The sequence below is a fragment of the Citrobacter sp. Cb028 genome, assembly GCF_030336705.1.
Classification (GTDB): Bacteria; Pseudomonadota; Gammaproteobacteria; order Enterobacterales; family Enterobacteriaceae; genus Citrobacter; species Citrobacter braakii.
Genome location: NZ_JAOWCZ010000025.1, coordinates 194,555 through 215,340, shown reverse-complemented (window position 1 = coordinate 215,340; position 20,786 = coordinate 194,555). Strand labels below are relative to the sequence as shown.

Here is a 20,786-nt window from a genome sequence, read left to right as displayed (position 1 = left end):
GTTAGTCCTTTTTGACTGGCGTTACGCGATAACCAGCGCGTTCAAGGATGTGATCAAAGAGTGATGGCGTACCTATAATTTCATCCGGACGTAATACCGTATCTCCTTTAACTAAACCATTTTCAACATAAAGCAAAATACGCCCGGAAAAATTAGGGGAGACATGCAGTGAGACATTCAGCATAGGGATTTGGTTATCCATGATGCCCACCCATCACATTCAGTTCGTAAGCGCCGTTGGCGTACTGGTACAGAGAGCACTCAGAGCGAATCTTCGCGGCAAAGGTTAGCTCCCAGCGGGAATACCATTCGCGGGCTTCTTCTTCAGTGTCGGCGGCAATGCGGATAACTACAGGCGTGCAGGTCTGCCCCTTCGGTATACCGAGGAATAGCCATGTAAATTTGGGGTGAGTTTGGGTATGCTGTATTCCAGCCATAACTGTTACTCCTATTAACGGTTTGGTCAGAAGCCCGGTTAGTGTTCCACCACTTCCGGGCTTCGTTAATTTCATGGTTGCATAAACCAAAAACGGTACGTACCATGATGTTTTGAGTTTAACCCTGTGGTACGTACCGATGCAAGATAAAAATTTAAAGGCAGCTTTCGAGCGTTCAGGCAGCACCAAAAAAAATATTCGCTTTGAAGATGAATTATTGGAACAAATCAACGATGCTGCTGGCCCGGGACAATTCAGCTCATGGGTTAAAGAAGCCTGCCGGGAAAAGCTTCGCAAATTAGGTATTGAGCCAAAAGCCTGATTTTGACCACCAGCGCTGGGCCTGGTACCTTGTATACGCTTCAATAAGACGTTGTAACTCTGGCGGCCCGGCATGGCCGCCTTTGTTTTATGTACCATATCCAGCCCCTTAAACCGTCTGCGTTCTGCGGGTGGAATCCAGATAAGCATCCAGATCAGACTTGAAGTAAATGACCTTCCGACCGACCTTATGAAAGGGAATTTTTACCTTGCCAGTATGCGCCCAGTTAGCCAACGTCTGGGGGTTCACACCAAGATGAGCTGCGGCCTCATTACGAGTGAGTCTTTTAGAATAATTCGATTCAACCAAATGCATAAGTAGCTCCGTGTATTATTGGTTAACAACGAGGCCACTCTAATGTTTTGATTTTTCGCCAATAAGGTGAGAAGCAAATATTCAGGATGGAGAGCTACTTATGGGGAGGGGTATCAGCTATTCCCCCTCCCTATTTTGTAATCTAGCGCTATGCGTACTCCGGTGGAAAAACCAAATCAGAATTAATGTATTTCTTAGGCTTAGGCGGTAATAACTTTTCTTTTTTTATCCAGCTATCCACCGTTCCTTCATCCACTCGCCCCTCATAACGATTCATCAACTTTGCGATCATTTTCTTTTTAGATAAAGCAGGGTTTTTCTCCCAGGTGGTTTTGATAATTGCCACAATTTCATCATGCAAATGATGTCGGTGTCCTGAGGCTGCGTCACTTCTATTTTTTTTCACCGCACCGTCAATAATGTGATTCATATAAACATCTGATAACGTCACACATCGCCCAACTCTGTCTGCCAAAGCGCCTAACTCCTTGGCTAGATCTGTATATCCAAGAACTGTTAGTACGTTCACAGCTTTAACCAACACATTTTCATCATCCGATAACGGCCTGTTTTTCTCTACCATTTGCATTTCGGTGAGGCTATTCGCTATCCATTTCTTTTCTTTAATAGTTTTCCCAGCTATTTCTTTTTCAATACGATTCACATGCTCATCGGCGTTTTCCGAAGAGTAACTTTTTACCAATTGCTGAAAGGCATACATTCTTGCCACATGCTCGGCATCCACTCGTTTTAAATAACTCATTTCTTAACCTGCATATGATTTTGGCTTAGTATTTCAAAAAGCATCTTACGCTTCTCTTCATCAGTCAAATTGCCTAAAGCAGACAATAATTGTGCATCAATGGCTTTCTTGCTTTCCACAAACCCAGCATGTTCCAGGATGGCCCGTTCAATTCGGGTAGCTGGCTCGCGTAGTTCATCAGCACCAAAATGAAGATAGCCCTGAGTAACATCTGCACTACGCATCGTTCGGTGGTTCATCAGTCGTTTGAGAATATAACTACCAACGCCCACCAGCTCGGCAACTGTACCGAATGTACGGCGGGCATCGTGCCATTTGAATGGGATTGGCTGGAGCAAATCAGGATTGGGGTCTGGAACGGTGGCGGCACTGATTCGATCAATTACATGGCGATATTCTTTAATGACTCCTTTAACTCCAGGAAATACTAAAGCCTCATTTCCGTTTTTCATTTTCAGTCGGCGCCGGAACAGATTCAGCAGAGTTTCAGTGATTGGCAGCTCGAGTGGATCGCCGTTCTTGGTGGTATCTATCCAGAAATAACGACCGCCAATATTTACTCGACTCCAGGTTAGTTCGAATATTTCAGATTTACGCAGCCCGGTGAACATCGACATTTCTACAGCGTCACATATTGCGGCCGCTACATCGTCTCGTCCTTCTTCGGCCTTATCACGAACTACAGCAACGGCATTTAACCAACGAGCAAAGTCATGGGTGCGGATGCGCTCCGTCTTTCTGATCGTGCCATGCCACTGACGTTTTGTACTCAGCACCAGTGTTGGCGGGTCAGGTAACAGCGTTATCCCTTCTTCGTCACGATAATGATCATGTGCAAAACGATAAACTGCGCGGAGTGCTCTGGCCCACAGGTCAGCCTGGGCTTTACTACCGGTTCCTACCCCTGCTCGGAGCGTTTCTTTATCAGCGCCAAACCAGACAGAACCATCAGTCACCGCTTTATGCCGATGTTCAACACGTTCACGCGAAATGGTCGCGAGTGATTGTTTCATCCAGTCGCCGGAGTAATTTTGCAAGATAGCGCGATACTGCTTTTCGGTTGTGGGTTTCAGGCGGTGGCCACGGTTCTTTATATAGGCATCCAGCGCATCGGCAAGCGTGACAGATGCCTTCTCATTGACACGCTTTTCCACATTAGGATTTCTCCCGGTGGTCGCTACGTCGCCCAGCATCTCGAGAGCCTTTGCTCTGGCGTTATCAATAGTAAGGTCCGGGAAACGGCCCAGCGTGGCACGAATGAATTTTCCATTTCTCTTACGTGAGATACAGAAGCTTTTCACACCACTGGTGCCAATACGGATGCGCAGGCCATTAACAATGGTATCGCCGTACTCAACCTGTCCACGTTCGGCTGGTGGGAGGTTTTCGAGCTTTGTTTTCGTAAATTTGAATGTTTCCACAAACACTCCACACCAAGCGATCGGGGTATCCTGCAAATCGCTTGTTTTGCTCTAGGATACCTATAGGATACCGCAAAGGAGTATTTTAGAGTATTTCTGGTTATTTATACAGTATTTCGGTATCAATTAAGTTACTGAAAATTATAGATAAGTATTTTAAGGTAAGAAATTGCATTCTAACTCATAATCGCTTGGTCGCTGGTTCAAGTCCAGCAGGGGCCACCAAAAATCAAGGACTTGCGAGAAATCGCAGGTCCTTTTTTTTGGGGGTTCTTCCGTAGCTGTTGGCGCGAGCCAAAAGGATTCCTGCTGGAACAAATCAATATCTGTTCGCACCAAAATGTGAAATAAGAGCCGGGAAGAATACGGCAGGCGGGGCCTGAAGATATATTACGGGATGCCTCTGTCCAGCAACAAGCTGGTCACTGTCCCCCTCTGGACGTCGCCATCCAGAGATGGAAACGTCCGTTAGAGTTTGATTCGATAGTCAGCTCAAACTAGCTCTTTGAGCTGCTCCTGCATATAGGTTGAAAAATACTCTGGGTTCTTGATAAGGATGCGGTTACCGGAGGCCACTTTTTCTGCCCATCCGGCCACTTTTTTCGTGAACTCGGGATTCCATCCCTCCTGCTCACCCCGTGCCATCACAGCTTCTGGACTTGCTGGCACACCTAAGTCATGCAAATACTTTAAGATTCCCTTAGCGGTACTTTCATCCATTGAATGGGGTACTGACGCCGAAGTGTTCATACCACCAATAAAATCCAATGCTTTCTCAATTGCTGTTGGCATGCTCTTATCCTTAAAATTAACCACGTGAGAGACACATTTATACTATGTACCCAACTCCGCCGGGATATCAAAGAGAACATCACCTTTATTTGATTTACCCCGCAGCTAAACGCTTGCGGCGGCTGTTTTCTGCACGATTAATTCGCTATCCCGGCCAAAACCAGCCCGGTCGCTACCGCATTACGCGGCCCTTCGGTACCACGGATGTTGCCCTGTCCGGCAACCACGCCGTAATGCGCCAGCGCGTCGGTGATCATCTGCGGGATTTCGAAATCCAGCGAGGAGCCGCCCACCAGCACCACAAAAGTCATATCGCGAATAGAGCCGCCGGGTGACACCTGGCGTAAAGCGCGCAGGCAGTTGGTCACAAAAACTTTCTCTTTGGCCTGTCGGCGCACCAACCGAATTTTTTCCAGCGAGGTCTGGTTATCTACGGGGATCAGCTCGCCGTTTTTCAGATAAACGACTTTGGCAAACACTGACGGACTGAGCGGTTCGCGAAAAAACTCCACCGCGCCGTTCTCGTGGCGAATGCTGAACAGGCTCTCCACTTTTGCCAGCGGGTATTTTTTAATTTCCTCCGCCAGAAACGGATCGCTTAAGCCCAGCTCGGTTTGAATCAACAGGCTGACCATATTCCCCGCGCCAGCCAGATGGACCGCTTTCACAACGCCATCGCTATTGATAATGGCGGCATCGGTAGAGCCTGCGCCTAAATCGAGGATCGCCAGCGGTGCAGCACATCCGGGCGTTGTTAACGCACCGGCGACAGCCATGTTGGCCTCCACGCCGCCGACTTCAACCGGGATGTTTAACCGGACGCTCAGTTCACTGGCGATGGCCTGCATCTGTAAGCGATCGGATTTCACCATCGCCGCAATGCCAACGGCGTTCTCCATTGAACACTCCCCGGCAATACCGCCCTGCACCTTGCGGGGAATAAACGTATCCACCGCCAACAGATCCTGAATATACACCGCGTTCATGTCGTGACCGGTCAGCGAGGCCATCACCTTACGCACTCGCTCCAGCATGCCGCCTGCATGCGTACCTGCTTCACCACGAATATCGCACACGGGCGCACAGGTGCTCATCGCCTGCATAATGGCCTGTGCGCCTTGCGCTACGTCGGCTTCACCGCCACGCTTTTCGCCGCGGATAAAGATCTTACCCGCCGGGATCACCCTTGAGCGCACATCACCCTGCGGGGTTTTCAGCACCACGGCGGAACGGTTGCCAATTAGCGCCCTGGCGATGGGGACGATGGTTTGCGTTTCCTCGGGCGTCAGGGTAAAGAAGGTCGCGATGCCATAAGGATTCGACAGCACACGCACCACCTGTCCTGGGGCCGCCACTTCCACCGCCGCCAGCACACCTTCCGGCACCTTCTCCAGCAGGGTGACTTCATCTACCACCGGCATTGTTCGACGCAGGCGATTGTTCACCAGCACGCCATCATCTTTTTTGAGGATCGCCGCTACCACGTTGACGCCGCGATCCAGTGCCTCATTGATAAACCAAACCGCCTCGAGGAAATCCCTCTCCTCGCCAACCAGCGGGATCCAGCCCTGGGTAAACCGATCTTCACTCAACGCCGCCAGCTTCTCCACGGCGATGGTAGTTCCCATTCCCACGCCAACGCCGCCGGGCGTTTGCGGGTTATGCCCAATCATTGTTGATTCGGTAATGATGGTTTCAGTGATGGTTTCCATCGCCACATCGCCAATCACCGGTGCCGCCTCGTTGATGCAGATTTTCGCCACGTCCTGAAGCGACCACAGGGTGTTATTCAGCGCCTGCTGCAGGGAGGCCACCACCCCGGCAATATTGTCCCGTGTACCTTTCATACCGGTCGTGGCGACAATCCCGCTGGCGATAAACCGGCCATGCTGCGCCAACGCCACTTCGGTGGTGGCGTTGCCGATATCAATCCCTGCAATTAACGGCATACAACCTCCGTCACTGGCTGCCTTTACGCAGCTTGTTTCTCTGCTGATACACCTCTGCCGACTCGCGGACAAACCCGGCGTTCACCGTGGCATGCCAGGTATGTTCCAGTTCATCGGCAATGGCCTGAAGCTCGGCGAACGAAGAACGAAACGGCCGCAGCGCGTTATAAATTTCAAGAATACGGGCATCCGGGATTGCTATAAGCTCTGCCGCACGACGGAAATTACGCGCCACGGCGTGACGCTGCATCTGTTCGGCAATCTGCGCCTGGTACTCCAGCGTTTGCTGAGAAATACGCACATCCTGCGGACCTACGCGGCCCGCCAGCACATTCTCAAGGGTAATATCGGTTAGCGGTTTGCCGGTAGGAGTCTGGATTTTCTCCGGGCAGCGGGTCGCTAATGGATAATCCTGCGCGGTCATGATGTTGTCGTTCATGGTCATTCCCTTACAAGTGCAATATGCAGCGTGACAGGCGCAGCATCCTGCACCACGTGTTTGGTTTCTTTGATATGAAACAGCGCGGCCTTGGCCATAAATTTGGGGCGTACCATCTGGTCATTAACCACTGGCACTGGCGAAGGCGACTCTTTACGTGCATAGCGCGCGGCGTTTTTACCAATCTGGCGATAGGTTTCCAGCGTCAGCAGCGGAGCCTGAGAGAACAGCTCAAGGTTGCTCAGAGGCAGCAGATCGCGCTGATGAATCACCGTGGTTCCTTTCGACTGGATACCAATCCCGATGCCAGAACCGCTGAGATTTGCCGCATCCCATGCCATAAATGAAACATCAGAAGTGCGCAGAATCCTCACCACCCGAGCATGCAGGCCCTCTTCTTCAATGCCGGCAACCAGTTCTTTCAAAATCGCTTTGTGCGGCATATCAATCAATGTTTTGTGCTGATACTTATCAAAGGCCGGGCCGACGCCTATCACGACTTCATCCACGCGTTCGTCCGCTTTAGCCGCCTCGCCTTCGCTCACCTGCAAGGTGAAAACCGGCTTACGTTCAGTTGTGCATTCCACTGTGTACCGCCTTATTCGATCGAGCCGGGCTGAACCACGCCCGCAATATTTTTAATTTCCGCCCAACGTTCGGCAGAGATGCGATAGCCGGTGCCGGGTCCCTGATAATCGTTGATGTCATTAACGGCGCTGACGACGTCGAACTGACGATCCAGAATGGCCGACGTTTGCAGATAATCACCAGTAACACGCTGCCTCAGCATGTTGAGGATATTGCTGGCGATGTCTTCGAAGCCGCTGGAACTCAACGCGCCGACGATATCCAGCCCGGTGATATTGCGTTTCATCATCTCTTCCACGGCAGCCAAATCTTCCACCACATTGCGCGCGGGCATATCTTTGCTGCCGTGAGCGTAAGTGGCGGCGTCCACCTCTTCATCGCTAATCAGCGGCAGGCCCAGTTCGCGGAACACCGCCTGAATGGCGCGCGCGGCCTTATTGCGGATGGCGATTGTCTCCTCTTCCGTGACCGGACGCAGGCCCCCGTCAACCATCAGATCGCGTTGCAGAATGTTGTAATCATCGAAGTCTTCAGCGTCGAAGTTCGACCCGGCAAACATGTTGTCGTAGTTCGGTACCGCGCTATAGCCGGAGAAGATAAAGTCGGTGCCCGGCAGCATCTGCATCAGGGTGCGAGCAGTACGACGAATATCGGAGTGGGAAAAGGTCTGGTCATTGGCGGAGGCCACTTCAAGGTCGAGCATCGAGGCAATCAGGTTTTCCGCCAGCACCGCGCGAATCCCCGACGGCACAGCGCCGGTCATGCCGATACAGCTGACCGCGCCGTTTTGTAACCCCTGTACGCCCGCGCCTTTGGTGATAAAAATGCAACGCGACTCCAGATAAAGCATCGATTTACTTTCGGAATAGCCCATCAGCGCTTCCGAGCCGGTGCCGGAGGTGTAGCGCATCTTCAGACCACGAGAAGCATACGCCGAGGCAAGAAACGCTTTTGACCACGGCGTATCATCGCCATCGGTAAACACCGACTCCGTGCCATATACCGACACCGTTTCGGCGTAGCTGGTTAGCCCGCGCATTCCCAGTTCCAGCTCCGTGGCCTCTTCAACGGAGCATTGCGTCAGCACGCCGGGGCGACCGCATTGGGACCCCACCAGCAGCGCCAGGGCGTTAAACGGCGCATAGCGGGCGATCCCGACCGTTGTTTCCTGTTCGGAAAAGCCACGGATCCCCGCTTCAGCAGCGTCGGCAGCAATCTGTACCGGGTTATCTTTCAGGTTGGTCACGTGGCACTGATTGGAGGGGGTGCGTCTGGCGCGCATTTTTTGCAGCGCCATCATCATCTCCACCACGTTCATTTGCGCCATCACCTCCACCGCTTTCGCCGGGGTGATGGCAGTCGTAATGGCAATGATCTCTTCCCGACTGACGTGGATATCCACCAGCATTCTGGCGATCTCCAGCGCGTCGAGCTGCATGGCGCGCTCGGCCTCGGGCACGTTAATCGCGTAATCGGCAATGAACCGGTCAATCATGTCGAACTCGGCGCGGCTCTTGCCGTCCAGCTCAACAATACGACCATTTTCCACCTTCACCGACGAAGCCGGATCGTAAGGGCTTTCCATTGCGATCAGCCCCTCTTCAGGCCATTCGCCAATTAGCCCATCCTGATTTACAGGCCGCTGGGCAAGCACTTCGAATCGTTTTGATCTTCTCATAGTTTATGGACTCAAAAGATAAAAAATAGGGACGCCGGGCCGTATTGCCGGGGACACAACACCCGGCATTCGCCTTTCATCAGCAATAGCCGAACTCTAAATGAGCAGGACAATAAAAAAATAAAATTAATTTCGTTCCAATTTGGCACGTAATAAAAAACCATCGTTTCATATTGAAACGCGGCTCAGGAATATTCACCGCGAATTGTGACGAGGTTAAATGATCATTATCAATAAACACCGCAACAGGAAACTGAACGTAATATTTTTGAAATTCCCACCCTATTGACTTAATAACGCGGGGCGAGAAAATAAGATAAAGCCAATGATAAAAATAGCTGTTGCGCGATATTTTCGTGACCTCAGCCCTACAACCTTTTCAGGAGAGACTGTGAATAAGAGCCAACAAATCGCCACCATTACGCTGGCGGCTGCAAAGAAAATGGCGCAGGCCGTCGAGGCTAAAGCGCTTGAAATCAACGTTCCGGTGGTGTTTTCCGTGGTGGATCACGGCGGGAACACGCTGCTAATGCAACGTATGGACGACGCGTTTGTCACCAGCTGTGATATCTCTCTTAATAAAGCTTATACCGCCTGCTGCCTGCGACAGGGTACCCATGAAATTACCGATGCGGTACAACCAGGTGCCTCTCTATATGGCTTGCAGCTCACCAATCAACAACGAATTGTTATTTTTGGCGGCGGTTTACCTGTCATATTAAACGGCGAATTAATCGGTGCCGTTGGCGTAAGTGGCGGTACCGTCGAACAAGACAGATTATTAGCAGAAACCGCATTAAATTGTTTCTCTGAATTATAATTTAAATCTAAGAAGGTATATTATGAGCTATCGTATGTTTGATTACCTGGTGCCAAATGTGAACTTCTTTGGCCCCAATGCTATTTCCGTGGTCGGCGAACGCTGTAAACTGTTGGGCGGTAAAAAAGCGCTGCTGGTCACTGATAAAGGTCTGCGGGCAATTAAAGACGGCGCGGTAGATAAAACCCTCACACATCTGCGTGAAGCCGGTATTGACGTCGTAGTTTTTGACGGCGTTGAGCCAAACCCCAAAGACACCAACGTGCGCGACGGCCTGGAGGTCTTTCGGAAAGAGCATTGCGACATCATCGTTACCGTTGGCGGCGGTAGCCCGCATGACTGCGGTAAAGGCATCGGTATCGCGGCGACTCACGAAGGGGATCTCTACAGCTATGCCGGAATTGAAACCCTGACCAACCCGCTGCCGCCGATCGTTGCGGTGAATACCACCGCCGGTACCGCCAGCGAAGTTACCCGCCACTGCGTGCTGACCAATACCAAAACCAAAGTGAAGTTTGTGATTGTCAGCTGGCGCAACCTGCCGTCGGTCTCCATTAACGATCCGCTGCTGATGCTCGGCAAGCCAGCCCCACTGACTGCGGCCACCGGGATGGACGCCCTGACCCACGCCGTGGAAGCCTACATTTCCAAAGATGCCAACCCGGTCACCGACGCTGCCGCTATCCAGGCGATCCGCCTGATCGCCCGTAACTTGCGCCAGGCCGTGGCGCTGGGCAGCAACCTGAAAGCTCGCGAGAACATGGCCTACGCCTCCCTGCTGGCGGGTATGGCCTTCAACAACGCCAACCTCGGCTACGTTCACGCGATGGCGCATCAGCTTGGCGGTCTTTACGACATGCCGCACGGCGTGGCGAATGCCGTACTGCTGCCGCACGTGGCACGCTATAACCTGATCGCTAACCCGGAAAAATTTGCCGACATCGCAGAGTTTATGGGCGAAAACACTGACGGACTCTCCACCATGGATGCCGCCGAGCTGGCCATTCATGCTATTGCCCGCCTCTCCGCCGACATCGGTATTCCGCAGCATCTGCGCGATCTGGGCGTCAAAGAAGCCGATTTCCCGTATATGGCGGAAATGGCGCTGAAGGACGGCAACGCCTTCTCCAACCCGCGCAAAGGGAACGAGAAAGAAATTGCCGAGATCTTCCGTCAGGCATTCTGATAACGTAGGGGGCGCAATGTCACTTTCATCACCGGGCGTACATCTGTTTTATCACTCACGCTGGCAGGGTACTCGCGTGCTTGATGAGCTGTGCTGGGGACTGGAAGAGCAAGGCGTTCCCTGCCGGGCAATCTGTTGCGACGATCATGACTGCGCGCTGGCTCTCGGCAAACTGGCGGCCAAAAGTTCGGCGCTGCGCGTGGGTCTCGGTCTCAACGCCACCGGAGATATTGCCTTAACCCATGCCCAGTTGCCCGAGGATCGGGCGCTGGTCTGCGGGCATACCCGCGCCGGGACAGCACAGATCCGCACGCTCGGCGCCAATGCCGGTCAACTGGTTAAAGTTCTTCCCTTCAGCGAGATAAAATAAATGTACCGCATCTATACCCGAACCGGCGATAACGGCACGACCGCGCTGTTTGGCGGCAGTCGTATCGATAAAGACGACATCCGCGTTGAGGCCTACGGCACGGTGGATGAACTGATTTCCCAGCTTGGCGTCTGCTATGCCAGCACGCGCCAGGCCGAGCTACGCCAGGAACTGCACGCTATGCAGAAGATGCTGTTCGTACTGGGGGCGGAACTCGCCAGCGATCAGAAAGGACTCACACGCTTAAAACAGCGTATTGGCGAAGAGGATATTCAGGCGCTGGAGCAGCTTATTGACCGCAATATGGCGCAAAGCGGCCCGCTCAAAGAGTTTGTTATTCCGGGGAAAAATCTGGCATCGGCACAGCTGCACGTTGCGCGAACCCTGACGCGTCGGCTGGAGCGGATCCTCATCGCGATGGGCAGAACGCTGACGTTACGCGATGAGGCCAGGCGTTATATCAACCGGCTGTCGGATGCGCTGTTCTCGATGGCCAGAATCGAAGAAACTACTCCAGATGTTTACGCTTAAACTGGCTGGCATCAATGTCGTACTGCTTCATCTTACGCCACAGGGTGGTGCGACCAATATTCAGCAGTTGCGACATCTCCTGAACACGCCCACTGGTCACGCGGGCGGCATGGATAATCGCCTCTTTCTCGATGGCGGTAAAGGTCAGGCTGGCGGGCAGCAGTGAAGATGCCGTCTCCAGACCCGGGCGTTCGGCAAACAGATAATCCGGCAGATTGCTCAGCCGAATATGGCCGTTATCACTGCTGATGGCGATATTTTCAATAATGCTGTTCAGCTCAAAATCATTACCCGGCCACGAATAGGCCACCAGTTGTGCCAACGCGTCGTCGTCGATCTTCAGGCTGGATGAAAAGCGTTTTTTCAGGCTATTCAACCGCGTATAAATCAGCGATGGAATACTGTTACGCCGCACCCGCAGCGGCGGGATAACGATCTCAAAAGAGTGCAGCGCGTAATACAACTGACGGCTAAAGCGGTTTTGCTCCACCAGATTCGCGAGATCAACCGTGGTGGTAGCGATCACTTTGACATCCACCGGAATCAGCCGCCGGGCATCCAGGCGTGTTAAAACCCCCTGCTTGATCACCTGCAGCAGCGCGGATTGTAACTCCGGCGCCAGATATTCAATTTTTTCCAGAAACAGCGTGCCGCCGTTCGCCAGTTCAAGACGGCTCAGCCGACCGTTTTCATCATCAGTAGGCGCACTGCCCATAAAATCCTGCCCCAGTACGCTGTTGGCATACAACTGGCAGTTCACGGCGATATACGGCCCGCTGGCGCGTTCGCTTTCATTGTGAATGGCCTGACTCAGTAGCTCTTTACCGACGCCCTCTTCCCCGCACAGCAGGATCGGGAAACTTCCCCTCGCCGCCTGACGACCAAAGTGGATCAAACGTCGGGTTTCTGGATCGTCTGTCGACATCTGCTCAAAGGTGTGGCTCACCTTGCCGAGCTGGCTGGTCATCAGTTGACGCATTTGCTCCACCGGATGCAGCAGCAGGATAAAGCTGTTGCCCTGCTCTTCAACAATCGGTTTCAGGGTGATGACGGCATCAACAAACTGGTGCTGGCTTTCAAAGGTGACTTCGACATGATTCAGGCCGCGGGCATGTTTGATCGCCCGACGCAGCAGCATGGGGAGATTGAGCAGGTCGTTAATATTCTTCCCCTGGCTGGCCTGCGCGTCGAGATGCAAAAGCAGAGCCGCGCGCGCATTGAGGAACTGCAATACGCCCTGTTCGTTCCAGGCCATCACGCCATCATCCATACTCTCCAGCAGCCCGTACATCTGGTTCAGATGGCGGTTGGATTCAGCCAGCAGGCTGTCAGTCAGCAATGAGTTGCCGACTTCTCTGGCAATCGCCAGCGTCAGGGATAAATCAGAAACGCACTCATGCTCTACCAGACAGCACAGCGAGATGGAGCCAAACAGTCGACCATGGTTATCGAATACTGGCGTAGAGCAGAACGACCACGGATGCAACGCCTGTTTAAAGTGTTGATCGCCAGAGGTTTTTGTCGGCTGCCCCGGCATCGTCGCCAGCGACAACGCGCAGCTGCCAATAATGCTTTCCGCACAGTAACTGCCGTCGCGAAAACCGAGCTCCGCCAGTTGCTCCACCGTCTGCGGATCGCCGCAACGGCTGAGAATACAGGCTGATTCATCCAGAATTAGCAACGCGCACGGACGGCCGTCCATAAACTCCCAGGCATCTTCCAGCGCGGCCTGAGCAATCGTCAGCAGCGCCGTTTTGCGACGACAGATCGACTCAAAGGTCAGGCCCTGCGCCTGATGCGGCGCCTGCCAGGTTTCCCGCTGCATAAACTTGCTGCAACGATGCCATGACTGGGCAATGACCGAAGAGACTTCCTTCCCAATGTCCTGAGTGTGCGTCGTCATATCCCTTTCCGCTGTTTTACCATAGACAACCCCTCCGGCAGAGACTGTCAGAGGGGGGAGAAGATGCCGGATAAAAACTTACCGACGACTGATTAACGCGCCAGCCACTGCTGTCCCAGCAGGTCTGCCGTCAGTATCGCGGCATGTACGCTCTCAGGCGTCACCGGGAACGGCATATTGTGGATGGTTTCACCTTCTGCGCAGGTCGCTTTGGCCACGGCCATGATCTTGCCGTCAATGTCGTCTTTTACGCCCATTTCCGCTAACGTTACCGGCAGGCCTACTTTCTGACAGAAATTCAGCACGGTTTCGATCTCTTCCATCGGGCTGTTTTGCAGCACCAGCTGCGCCAGCGTGCCAAAGGCGACTTTTTCACCGTGGTACAAATGGTGACACTCTTCCAGAATCGTAAAACCGTTGTGGATAGCATGCGCCCCTGCAAGACCGCTGCTTTCAAAGCCGATGCCGCTGAGGTAAGTGTTCGCTTCGACAATACGCTCCAGCGCATCGGTCACCACGCCAGCCTGCGCGGCAAAGCGTGCCTTTTCGCCTTCCGCCAGCAGGGTATCATAGCACAGGCGCGCCAGGCTCAGCGCCGCTACGGTGGACTGTCCGCCCGCCATGCTGGTCGCTCTGGCGTCATAACAGGCTTTCGCTTCAAACCAGGTTGAGAGCGCATCGCCCATCCCGGCCACCAGCAGGCGTACCGGCGCTTTGGCAATGATTGCGGTGTCCATCACCACCATATCCGGGTTTTTCGGGTAGATCAGATACTCTTCAAACTCACCGGCTTCGGTATAGATAACCGACAGCGCGCTGGTTGGCGCATCGGTAGAGGCGATAGTCGGGATCACCACCACCGGTAGCTTCTGGTAGTAACCAATCGCTTTGGCGGTATCCAGCGTTTTCCCGCCGCCAATCCCAACCACGCCGCGGCAACCATGCTGTTTCAGAATGGCAATCAGGCGATTAATTTCAATATGGCTGCATTCACCGTTGAAGCGTTCCGCGTGGCAGCTAATGTCGTGGCTGTGCAGGCCATTGAGTACCTTCTCTCCCGCCAGCTTCATCACGAAGTCATCCGCAATCACGAAAAAGCTGTCCGCCAGATTTTTAGCGTATTGACCAAATAAGGTGGAAGCGTCAGGGCCCTGGAGATATTTGGCTGGAGATTGAATAACTTTTAGCATTCCTTTCATCCTCAAATAAGTACATGTTTTTACATGGTGAGCCCTGGCGTTAACCTGTTTGGCCTGTTGCTGTCGGCAAAAACAGGAGGTACCGGAGCGATGCAATAACTGTATGGCGAGGCGTGAACAAAAAAATCTTTCGTCATTTTGTTCTGATATGAAACAGATAAAAACGACGCACGTTCCATTCTGGAACGCTTATCCACAAAAATGATAAGGTTTGCGATCCCGATCCGTTCATTTACCCCCAAATCTCCAGCAAACACGAAGCTCAGTTCCTCTTTTACTCATGCAGTTGTATTAAAACCGGCAAAAAAAGGCTGGCTGCGCCGTATGAGCGGCGCTGATCGCAGGAGAAAAAAGTCGAGCGAGCTCGCATTATGATCATTCCCCGCCTTTTTAAGTTTCATTTCGGAACAAAAAACAACGCCAGCGTTCCGTAATGAAACTCATTTTAGCGTTGTTTTTTTCCACGCTGACTTCGCCAGAATCTCTTCATTGCCTCCGCACCATGATCCTACATTCGGGGGTTTGTCTTTCACTCAACCTCGAGGAGCCGTTATGTCTCAATTCTTTTTTAACCAACGCACCCATCTTGTGAGCGACGTCATCGACGGGGCGATTATCGCCAGCCCATGGAATAACCTGGCGCGTCTGGAAAGCGATCCGGCCATTCGCATCGTGGTCCGTCGTGACCTTAATAAAAATAACGTAGCGGTCATTTCCGGCGGCGGTTCGGGACACGAACCCGCGCACGTTGGGTTTATCGGTAAAGGCATGCTAACCGCTGCGGTCTGCGGCGACGTTTTCGCCTCCCCGAGCGTGGATGCTGTACTGACTGCGATTCAGGCGGTGACCGGTGAGGCTGGCTGTTTGTTGATTGTGAAAAACTACACCGGTGACCGTCTTAATTTCGGTCTCGCCGCCGAGAAGGCGCGTCGCCTTGGCTATAACGTTGAAATGCTGATTGTCGGCGACGACATCTCCCTGCCGGATAACAAACACCCACGTGGCATTGCGGGAACTATCCTGGTGCATAAAATCGCAGGCTATTTTGCCGAACGCGGCTATAACCTCGCCACCGTCCTGCGTGAAGCGCAGTACGCAGCCAGCAACACCTTTAGCCTGGGCGTAGCGCTTTCCAGCTGTCATCTGCCGCAAGAAACCGACGCAGCCCCTCGTCATCATCCGGGTCATGCGGAGCTGGGTATGGGCATTCACGGCGAACCAGGCGCATCGGTTATCGACACCCAAAACAGTGCGCAAGTGGTGAACCTGATGGTGGATAAACTGCTGGCCGCCCTGCCTGAAACCGGTCGTCTGGCGGTGATGATTAATAATCTTGGCGGCGTTTCCGTGGCCGAAATGGCCATCATCACCCGCGAACTCGCCAGCAGCCCGCTGCACTCGCGTATCGACTGGCTAATTGGCCCGGCCTCGCTGGTCACTGCGCTGGATATGAAAGGCTTCTCACTGACGGCCATCGTGCTGGAAGAGAGCATCGAAAAAGCACTGCTCACCGAAGTGGAAACCAGCAACTGGCCGACGCCGGTCCCACCGCGTGAAATCAGCTGCATAGCGTCATCTCAGCGTAGCGCCCGCGTGGAATTCCAGCCTTCGGCAAACGCCCTGGTGGCCGGGATTGTGGAGCTGGTCACCGCAACCCTTTCCGATCTGGAGACTCATCTGAATGCGCTGGACGCCAAAGTCGGCGATGGCGATACCGGTTCGACCTTTGCCGCCGGCGCGCGTGAAATTGCCAGCCTGCTGCATCGCCAGCAGCTGCCGCTGGATAACCTTGCCACGCTGTTCGCGCTGATTGGCGAACGTCTGACCGTGGTGATGGGCGGTTCCAGCGGTGTGCTGATGTCAATCTTCTTTACCGCCGCCGGGCAGAAACTGGAACAGGGCGCTAACGTTGTCGAAGCGCTAAATACGGGGCTGGCGCAGATGAAGTTCTACGGCGGCGCAGACGAAGGCGATCGCACGATGATTGATGCGCTGCAACCGGCCCTGACTTCGCTGCTCACACAGCCGAAAAATCTGCAGGCCGCATTCGACGCCGCGCAAGCGGGAGCCGAACGAACCTGTTTGTCGAGCAAAGCCAATGCGGGTCGCGCATCGTATCTGAGCAGCGAAAGCCTGCTCGGAAACATGGACCCCGGCGCGCACGCCGTAGCGATGGTGTTTAAAGCGCTAGCGGAGAGTGAGCTGGGCTAAGATGTAACAAGGAGCGCTTCTCAGGTATTTACTGCCTGATGGCGCTTCGCTTATCAGGCAGAACGTTAACGATAAACGCGGATCCCGCCCTCTACGCCGCGACTAAACAGCACCTGCCAAAGTTCAATATCTCTGGCGCGGAAAGCCCCGGCGCAGGCGCATAAATAGTAGTTAAACATTCTTCTGAAGGTGGCGGAATAACGTGATGACAGCTCCGGCCATGCTTGATTAAAGCGCTCGTGCCACGCCATCAGCGTTTTATCGTAATCGCTGCCAAAGTTATGCCAGTCTTCCATCACAAACCGTGATTCGCTGGCTTCGGCAATATGGGAGATCGCCGGTAAGCAGCCGTTCGGGAAAATGTATTTATTGATCCACGGATCGACGCTCATCCCTTTTTTATTGCTACCAATGGTATGTAGCAGGAACAGTCCGTCCGGTTTTAAACAACGGTCGGCGATGCTGAAATAGGTGTCGTAGTTTTTTGGCCCGACATGTTCAAACATCCCCACCGAGACAATGCGATCGTAGTGTTTATCGAGGTCGCGATAATCCTGCAGCAGAATCTTAACGTCCAGTCCTTCACAGCGCTGCTGCGCCATTTTTTGCTGCTCTTTAGAAATGGTGACGCCTTCCACCGCCACGCCATAATGACGCGCCGCATATTCCGCCAGCCCACCCCAGCCACAACCAATATCGAGTAAACGCATACCCGGTTTAAGTTGTAGCTTCTCACAGATCATTTTTAATTTAGCATTTTGCGCATCGTCTAATGTGGTCGCATCTTTCCAGTAAGCGCAGGAATATTGCATATGCGGATCAAGCATCAGCGCAAAGAGATCGTTACCAATATCATAATGTTCTTTGCCGACAATCCACGCGCGGCTCCGCGACTGCAAATTAAACAGGCGTGCGCTGGCAATACGTAAAATATCTTTCAGGTTACCCGGCATCTGCTGGTCAAGTTTTGCTTTCAGGATTTTGCAGAACAGAATATCGAGCCGCTCGCAGTCCCACCAGCCTTCCATATAGCTTTCGCCAAGCCCTAACGAGCCTTGTTGCAGTACCCGTTTAAAGAAACCGGCATGATGAAGTTGAATGTCCCAGGCACGGGAGCCATTAATCCTGATATCCGCTTGCGAAAGCAGCTCTTTTCCCATTCGGGTCCAGTTATCATTTGTTTCATTGACGATGACAGCATCTGAACAAAGCGAGTTCATGGTATTTACCAAAGGTGGGCTAAAAATTCTTACGCAAGATTATTATGGAAAAAAGAGTGTATGTATTATGATCCGCGGACAAGATCTATCGAGCAGCGGACACACCATCGGGAGCATTGACGATCTATTTATGGAAACTCTCGTGCAAAAACAGTGGAACTCCTTCCCGGATAACTCCATGACGGAACTGCCGCAGGATGTTTACTTTCGCTCTTATGTCCTGGAAGCCAATCATCATGTTCCACAGCATTCACACTCTTTTATGCAGTTTCATTTCGCCCGCAAAGGCAGTATGCGTATTGATGTTGCCGGCAAGTGCTGGATAATCCCGGCGCATTATGGCATCTGGATCCCGAATAATACGGAGCATGCGGTTTGGGCATTGGATGATGTGTATTTAGAGAATCTGGATATTAAACCGAGCTTTCTTGAAGAGAGCATCAATGAATGTAAAGTGGTGGCTATCAGTGATTTCGCCAGAGAGTTTATTCATTACGCCACGAATTTAATTTCGGGCCATTATGATAGCCAGTCAAAAGAGGGCAAGCTGGTTAGCGTCCTGGTCGACATTATTCTGCAGCTTCCGGAAGTCGCTTTTGTATTACCCTGGCCGCAGGATCGCGAATTAACCAAAGTTTGCCGAACAATACAAGAATCCCCGGCGCTGGAGCATTCGGTTGAATACTGGGCGCAGCATCTGGGTATGTCTGCCCGTACCTTTTCACGCCATTTCAAAAAAGAAACCGGATTGCCTTTCAGCGTCTGGAAGCAAAAAATGCGTATTCTGGAATCCGTATTAATGCTGAAGAAAAATAAAAGCGTGACCGCCGTGGCGCTCGACGTAGGGTATTCAAGCACCGCGGCATTTAGCTACGCATTCCGCCAGGCGTTTGGCGTTCCGCCATCTAATTACTGATTAACGACGCTGATGCCAGTAAGCCGCTGCGCGAACAAGTTGCTGATCGAACGCCTCGCTTTCAAAGCGAGCACTCAGGTTTTTGACCACCTTACCTTCGCCGGTAATCCAGATGTAATAATCATCTGCAGGCACGCTTAGCTGCGATAAGTGTTCATTCACCGCCTGTTCGTCATGGCCGATAAACCACTGAATAGTAAATCCGTCGAGATGGGCAAAATAGTCCTGGTACGCGGCATCCTGCACGCTTACCAGCGCCGTGACGTTCGGACGTACCGCTAAACGGCTGAGCGACTCCAGGCGTCGGCGCAGCGCAGGCATTCCCGATTCATCACACACGTAAACCTGATACGCATAGTCCTCTGGCACCACCAAAGAACCGCGCGGTCCGCCTACCGTCAGCTTGTCACCCTCGCGGGCATTCATCGCCCACGTACTTGCCACGCCACCGTCATGAATATAGAAATCCAGTGCCAGCTCATGGCGTGCTTCATCATACAACGGCGTGTAATCACGGGATATCGGACGCACGCCGTCAGCCCAGACAATACCTTCATCGGTGACAACCGGCGGCACAAAGTGGCTGCCCGGTTCAGGGAAAAAGACCTTGGTATGGTCGTCAAAGCCGTGTGAGCTAAAACCATCCAGAGCGTCACCGCCCAGTACAATGCGCTGAAAGCCCGCGCTAATACGTTCTACGCGCAGGACGGTAAGTTCCCGAAAACGCAGTTCATTGCGAACGCGCTGCGGGTAGCGTGAGGTGTTTTTTGTCATTTTTTCGCCTTCGGAAAGATAATACGATATATCTAAATTAATTTTTAAATGATAATGATTGCTAATCAGAAAGATTGCAAGCACTTTTTTGATATAGTCGACTTCTGATTAACCGGCTAAAACAACCTCTTTAAAACAGATAAAAATCATAAAGTTAAATAAAAAATATTTTATAGCCTTGCGCAAAAATGATATTTAGATATAAATTAGATATATCTAAAACACATCAGGAGACGATGATGCAAAACCATCATGAAGGTTGCTGCAAGCATACAGAGCACCAACACGAAGGCTGCTGCAAGGGTGAAGGACATCACCACGAAGGCCGCCACAACGAACACCATGCCGGTTGCTGCAAAGGTGAAGAACATCGCCATGAAGGCTGCAACAAAGAACATCACCACGAACAGGGTTGTGGACACCGCCACGGTCGCGGCGGCGGTCGTCGCCAGCGCTTCTTCGGTCACGGAGAATTACGCCTGGTCATTCTGGATATCCTGACCCGCGACGCCAGCCACGGCTATGAGCTGATTAAAGCGATTGAAACCCTGACTCAGGGCAACTATACCCCGAGCCCGGGCGTCGTCTATCCGACGCTGGATTTCTTGCAGGATCAAGAGCTGATCACCATCAGCGACGAGGAAGGCGGGCGTAAACAGATTGCGATCACAACCCAGGGCCAGCAGTGGCTGGATGAAAACCGTGAGCATCTGGAACATATCCACGAACGTATTAAAGCCCGCTGCGTGGGTTTTGAATTACGCAAGAACCCGCAGATGAAACGCGCGCTGGAGAACTTCAAAGCCGTGCTGGACCTACGGGTCAATCATGGTGATACCAGCGATGCGCAGATCAAAAAAATCATCGGTATTATCGATCGCGCTGCGCTGGATATTACTCAACTGGATTAATCTACAGAGCAGGCGGAACGCGTTCACCCTGCGTTCCGCCT

Annotated in this window: 22 protein-coding genes; 8 read left to right on the top strand and 14 right to left on the bottom strand. The window is 52.5% G+C overall.

What is annotated here, in order from left to right; genetic code table 11:
- Window position 1 precedes the first annotated feature (1 nt).
- Together OGV75_RS03250 and OGV75_RS03245 are read right to left on the bottom strand one after the other, a co-directional pair.
- Complete coding sequence (locus tag OGV75_RS03250) at window positions 2-202, bottom strand: hypothetical protein (protein WP_096940677.1); 201 nt, start codon at window positions 200-202, stop codon at window positions 2-4.
- A complete protein-coding gene (locus OGV75_RS03245) occupies window positions 195-437 on the bottom strand; it encodes a host cell division inhibitor Icd-like protein (RefSeq protein ID WP_096940686.1) in 243 nt (80 codons plus the stop codon). The genes OGV75_RS03250 and OGV75_RS03245 overlap by 8 nt, the downstream gene beginning before the upstream one ends.
- Window positions 438-576: 139 nt before the next feature.
- Here OGV75_RS03245 and OGV75_RS03240 point away from each other — a divergent pair, with 139 nt between their 5' ends.
- The gene (locus tag OGV75_RS03240) at window positions 577-759 is read left to right on the top strand and encodes a YlcI/YnfO family protein (RefSeq protein WP_096940676.1); all 183 of its coding nucleotides are present in this window, start codon (window positions 577-579) and stop codon (window positions 757-759) included.
- Between the two features lie 108 nt (window positions 760-867).
- On the opposite strand, the gene OGV75_RS03235 is transcribed toward OGV75_RS03240, so the two are convergent.
- The 8 genes from OGV75_RS03235 to OGV75_RS03200 form a co-directional block, all read right to left on the bottom strand.
- Entirely contained in the window at window positions 868-1,074 is a 207-nt protein-coding gene (locus OGV75_RS03235) for a helix-turn-helix domain-containing protein (protein WP_064542224.1), read from the bottom strand.
- A 148-nt stretch (window positions 1,075-1,222) separates the two neighbouring features.
- The gene (locus OGV75_RS03230) at window positions 1,223-1,837 is read right to left on the bottom strand and encodes a hypothetical protein (protein ID WP_096940675.1); all 615 of its coding nucleotides are present in this window, start codon (window positions 1,835-1,837) and stop codon (window positions 1,223-1,225) included.
- Window positions 1,834-3,258: a site-specific integrase gene (locus tag OGV75_RS03225; protein WP_096940674.1), complete on the bottom strand. Its 1,425-nt coding sequence runs from the start codon at window positions 3,256-3,258 to the stop codon at window positions 1,834-1,836. The genes OGV75_RS03230 and OGV75_RS03225 overlap by 4 nt, the downstream gene beginning before the upstream one ends.
- 492 nt (window positions 3,259-3,750) lie before the next feature.
- Window positions 3,751-4,074, bottom strand: a complete 324-nt coding sequence (locus OGV75_RS03220; protein WP_071524484.1) for a DUF1889 family protein — start codon at window positions 4,072-4,074, stop codon at window positions 3,751-3,753.
- Window positions 4,075-4,187: 113 nt separating this feature from the next.
- Entirely contained in the window at window positions 4,188-5,999 is a 1,812-nt protein-coding gene (locus OGV75_RS03215; RefSeq protein WP_286480333.1) for a diol dehydratase reactivase subunit alpha, read from the bottom strand.
- 10 nt (window positions 6,000-6,009) lie between these two features.
- Window positions 6,010-6,438, bottom strand: a complete 429-nt coding sequence (locus OGV75_RS03210) for a diol dehydratase small subunit (protein ID WP_003024721.1) — start codon at window positions 6,436-6,438, stop codon at window positions 6,010-6,012.
- Between the two features lie 2 nt (window positions 6,439-6,440).
- Entirely contained in the window at window positions 6,441-7,025 is a 585-nt protein-coding gene (locus tag OGV75_RS03205; protein ID WP_016154579.1) for a propanediol/glycerol family dehydratase medium subunit, read from the bottom strand.
- A gap of 11 nt (window positions 7,026-7,036) precedes the next feature.
- A complete protein-coding gene (locus OGV75_RS03200) occupies window positions 7,037-8,704 on the bottom strand; it encodes a propanediol/glycerol family dehydratase large subunit (protein ID WP_095715260.1) in 1,668 nt (555 codons plus the stop codon).
- A 391-nt stretch (window positions 8,705-9,095) separates the two neighbouring features.
- Between OGV75_RS03200 and OGV75_RS03195 the strand changes: the two genes are divergently transcribed.
- Genes OGV75_RS03195 through OGV75_RS03180 form a run of 4 tightly spaced genes read left to right on the top strand, consistent with a single transcriptional unit; the run spans window position 9,096 to window position 11,611 of the window.
- Window positions 9,096-9,524 (top strand): GlcG/HbpS family heme-binding protein, encoded by a 429-nt coding sequence (locus tag OGV75_RS03195; RefSeq protein WP_047358664.1) that lies wholly within the window; start codon window positions 9,096-9,098, stop codon window positions 9,522-9,524.
- Window positions 9,525-9,546: 22 nt separating this feature from the next.
- A complete protein-coding gene (dhaT, locus tag OGV75_RS03190; protein WP_016157511.1) occupies window positions 9,547-10,710 on the top strand; it encodes a 1,3-propanediol dehydrogenase in 1,164 nt (387 codons plus the stop codon).
- Window positions 10,711-10,726: 16 nt separating this feature from the next.
- Entirely contained in the window at window positions 10,727-11,080 is a 354-nt protein-coding gene (locus OGV75_RS03185) for a glycerol dehydratase reactivase beta/small subunit family protein (RefSeq protein WP_016154583.1), read from the top strand.
- Window positions 11,081-11,611, top strand: a complete 531-nt coding sequence (locus OGV75_RS03180) for a cob(I)yrinic acid a,c-diamide adenosyltransferase (protein WP_101701238.1) — start codon at window positions 11,081-11,083, stop codon at window positions 11,609-11,611.
- Here the strand turns inward: OGV75_RS03180 and dhaR are convergent.
- On the bottom strand, window positions 11,589-13,514 hold the full coding sequence (gene dhaR, locus OGV75_RS03175; protein ID WP_080859518.1) for a dihydroxyacetone kinase operon transcriptional regulator DhaR: 1,926 nt from the start codon (window positions 13,512-13,514) through the stop codon (window positions 11,589-11,591). The two genes, OGV75_RS03180 and dhaR, sit on opposite strands and share 23 nt — an antisense overlap.
- A gap of 92 nt (window positions 13,515-13,606) precedes the next feature.
- On the bottom strand, window positions 13,607-14,704 hold the full coding sequence (locus tag OGV75_RS03170; RefSeq protein WP_016154586.1) for a glycerol dehydrogenase: 1,098 nt from the start codon (window positions 14,702-14,704) through the stop codon (window positions 13,607-13,609).
- Window positions 14,705-15,265: 561 nt separating this feature from the next.
- Here OGV75_RS03170 and OGV75_RS03165 point away from each other — a divergent pair.
- Window positions 15,266-16,924 carry a glycerone kinase gene (locus tag OGV75_RS03165; protein WP_131346913.1) on the top strand — a complete coding sequence of 553 codons (1,659 nt, stop codon included), beginning with the start codon at window positions 15,266-15,268 and terminating at the stop codon, window positions 16,922-16,924.
- Between the two features lie 65 nt (window positions 16,925-16,989).
- On the opposite strand, the gene cfa is transcribed toward OGV75_RS03165, so the two are convergent.
- Window positions 16,990-18,144: a cyclopropane fatty acyl phospholipid synthase gene (gene cfa / locus OGV75_RS03160; RefSeq protein ID WP_019077741.1), complete on the bottom strand. Its 1,155-nt coding sequence runs from the start codon at window positions 18,142-18,144 to the stop codon at window positions 16,990-16,992.
- A gap of 67 nt (window positions 18,145-18,211) precedes the next feature.
- On the opposite strand from cfa, the gene OGV75_RS03155 reads away from it, so the two are divergent.
- The gene (locus tag OGV75_RS03155; protein ID WP_047358672.1) at window positions 18,212-19,060 is read left to right on the top strand and encodes a helix-turn-helix domain-containing protein; all 849 of its coding nucleotides are present in this window, start codon (window positions 18,212-18,214) and stop codon (window positions 19,058-19,060) included.
- Here OGV75_RS03155 and OGV75_RS03150 read toward each other — a convergent pair whose 3' ends face one another.
- Complete coding sequence (locus OGV75_RS03150) at window positions 19,061-19,834, bottom strand: siderophore-interacting protein (protein WP_019077743.1); 774 nt, start codon at window positions 19,832-19,834, stop codon at window positions 19,061-19,063.
- 236 nt (window positions 19,835-20,070) lie between these two features.
- Here OGV75_RS03150 and OGV75_RS03145 point away from each other — a divergent pair, with 236 nt between their 5' ends.
- Entirely contained in the window at window positions 20,071-20,745 is a 675-nt protein-coding gene (locus OGV75_RS03145; RefSeq protein WP_161623113.1) for a PadR family transcriptional regulator, read from the top strand.
- Window positions 20,746-20,786 lie beyond the last annotated feature (41 nt).

What these genes read in the sequence shown, in the direction of transcription:
- OGV75_RS03250 (WP_096940677.1), bottom strand. Translation starts at nt 202, where the DNA reads ATGGATAACCAAATCCCTATGCTGAATGTCTCACTGCATGTCTCCCCT.
- OGV75_RS03245 (WP_096940686.1), bottom strand. Translation starts at nt 437, where the DNA reads ATGGCTGGAATACAGCATACCCAAACTCACCCCAAATTTACATGGCTA.
- OGV75_RS03240 (WP_096940676.1), top strand. Translation starts at nt 577, where the DNA reads ATGCAAGATAAAAATTTAAAGGCAGCTTTCGAGCGTTCAGGCAGCACC.
- OGV75_RS03235 (WP_064542224.1), bottom strand. Translation starts at nt 1,074, where the DNA reads ATGCATTTGGTTGAATCGAATTATTCTAAAAGACTCACTCGTAATGAG.
- OGV75_RS03230 (WP_096940675.1), bottom strand. Translation starts at nt 1,837, where the DNA reads ATGAGTTATTTAAAACGAGTGGATGCCGAGCATGTGGCAAGAATGTAT.
- OGV75_RS03215 (WP_286480333.1), bottom strand. Translation starts at nt 5,999, where the DNA reads ATGCCGTTAATTGCAGGGATTGATATCGGCAACGCCACCACCGAAGTG.
- OGV75_RS03210 (WP_003024721.1), bottom strand. Translation starts at nt 6,438, where the DNA reads ATGAACGACAACATCATGACCGCGCAGGATTATCCATTAGCGACCCGC.
- OGV75_RS03200 (WP_095715260.1), bottom strand. Translation starts at nt 8,704, where the DNA reads ATGAGAAGATCAAAACGATTCGAAGTGCTTGCCCAGCGGCCTGTAAAT.
- dhaT (WP_016157511.1), top strand. Translation starts at nt 9,547, where the DNA reads ATGAGCTATCGTATGTTTGATTACCTGGTGCCAAATGTGAACTTCTTT.
- OGV75_RS03185 (WP_016154583.1), top strand. Translation starts at nt 10,727, where the DNA reads ATGTCACTTTCATCACCGGGCGTACATCTGTTTTATCACTCACGCTGG.
- OGV75_RS03180 (WP_101701238.1), top strand. Translation starts at nt 11,081, where the DNA reads ATGTACCGCATCTATACCCGAACCGGCGATAACGGCACGACCGCGCTG.
- dhaR (WP_080859518.1), bottom strand. Translation starts at nt 13,514, where the DNA reads ATGACGACGCACACTCAGGACATTGGGAAGGAAGTCTCTTCGGTCATT.
- OGV75_RS03170 (WP_016154586.1), bottom strand. Translation starts at nt 14,704, where the DNA reads ATGCTAAAAGTTATTCAATCTCCAGCCAAATATCTCCAGGGCCCTGAC.
- OGV75_RS03165 (WP_131346913.1), top strand. Translation starts at nt 15,266, where the DNA reads ATGTCTCAATTCTTTTTTAACCAACGCACCCATCTTGTGAGCGACGTC.
- cfa (WP_019077741.1), bottom strand. Translation starts at nt 18,144, where the DNA reads ATGAACTCGCTTTGTTCAGATGCTGTCATCGTCAATGAAACAAATGAT.
- OGV75_RS03155 (WP_047358672.1), top strand. Translation starts at nt 18,212, where the DNA reads ATGATCCGCGGACAAGATCTATCGAGCAGCGGACACACCATCGGGAGC.
- OGV75_RS03150 (WP_019077743.1), bottom strand. Translation starts at nt 19,834, where the DNA reads ATGACAAAAAACACCTCACGCTACCCGCAGCGCGTTCGCAATGAACTG.
- OGV75_RS03145 (WP_161623113.1), top strand. Translation starts at nt 20,071, where the DNA reads ATGATGCAAAACCATCATGAAGGTTGCTGCAAGCATACAGAGCACCAA.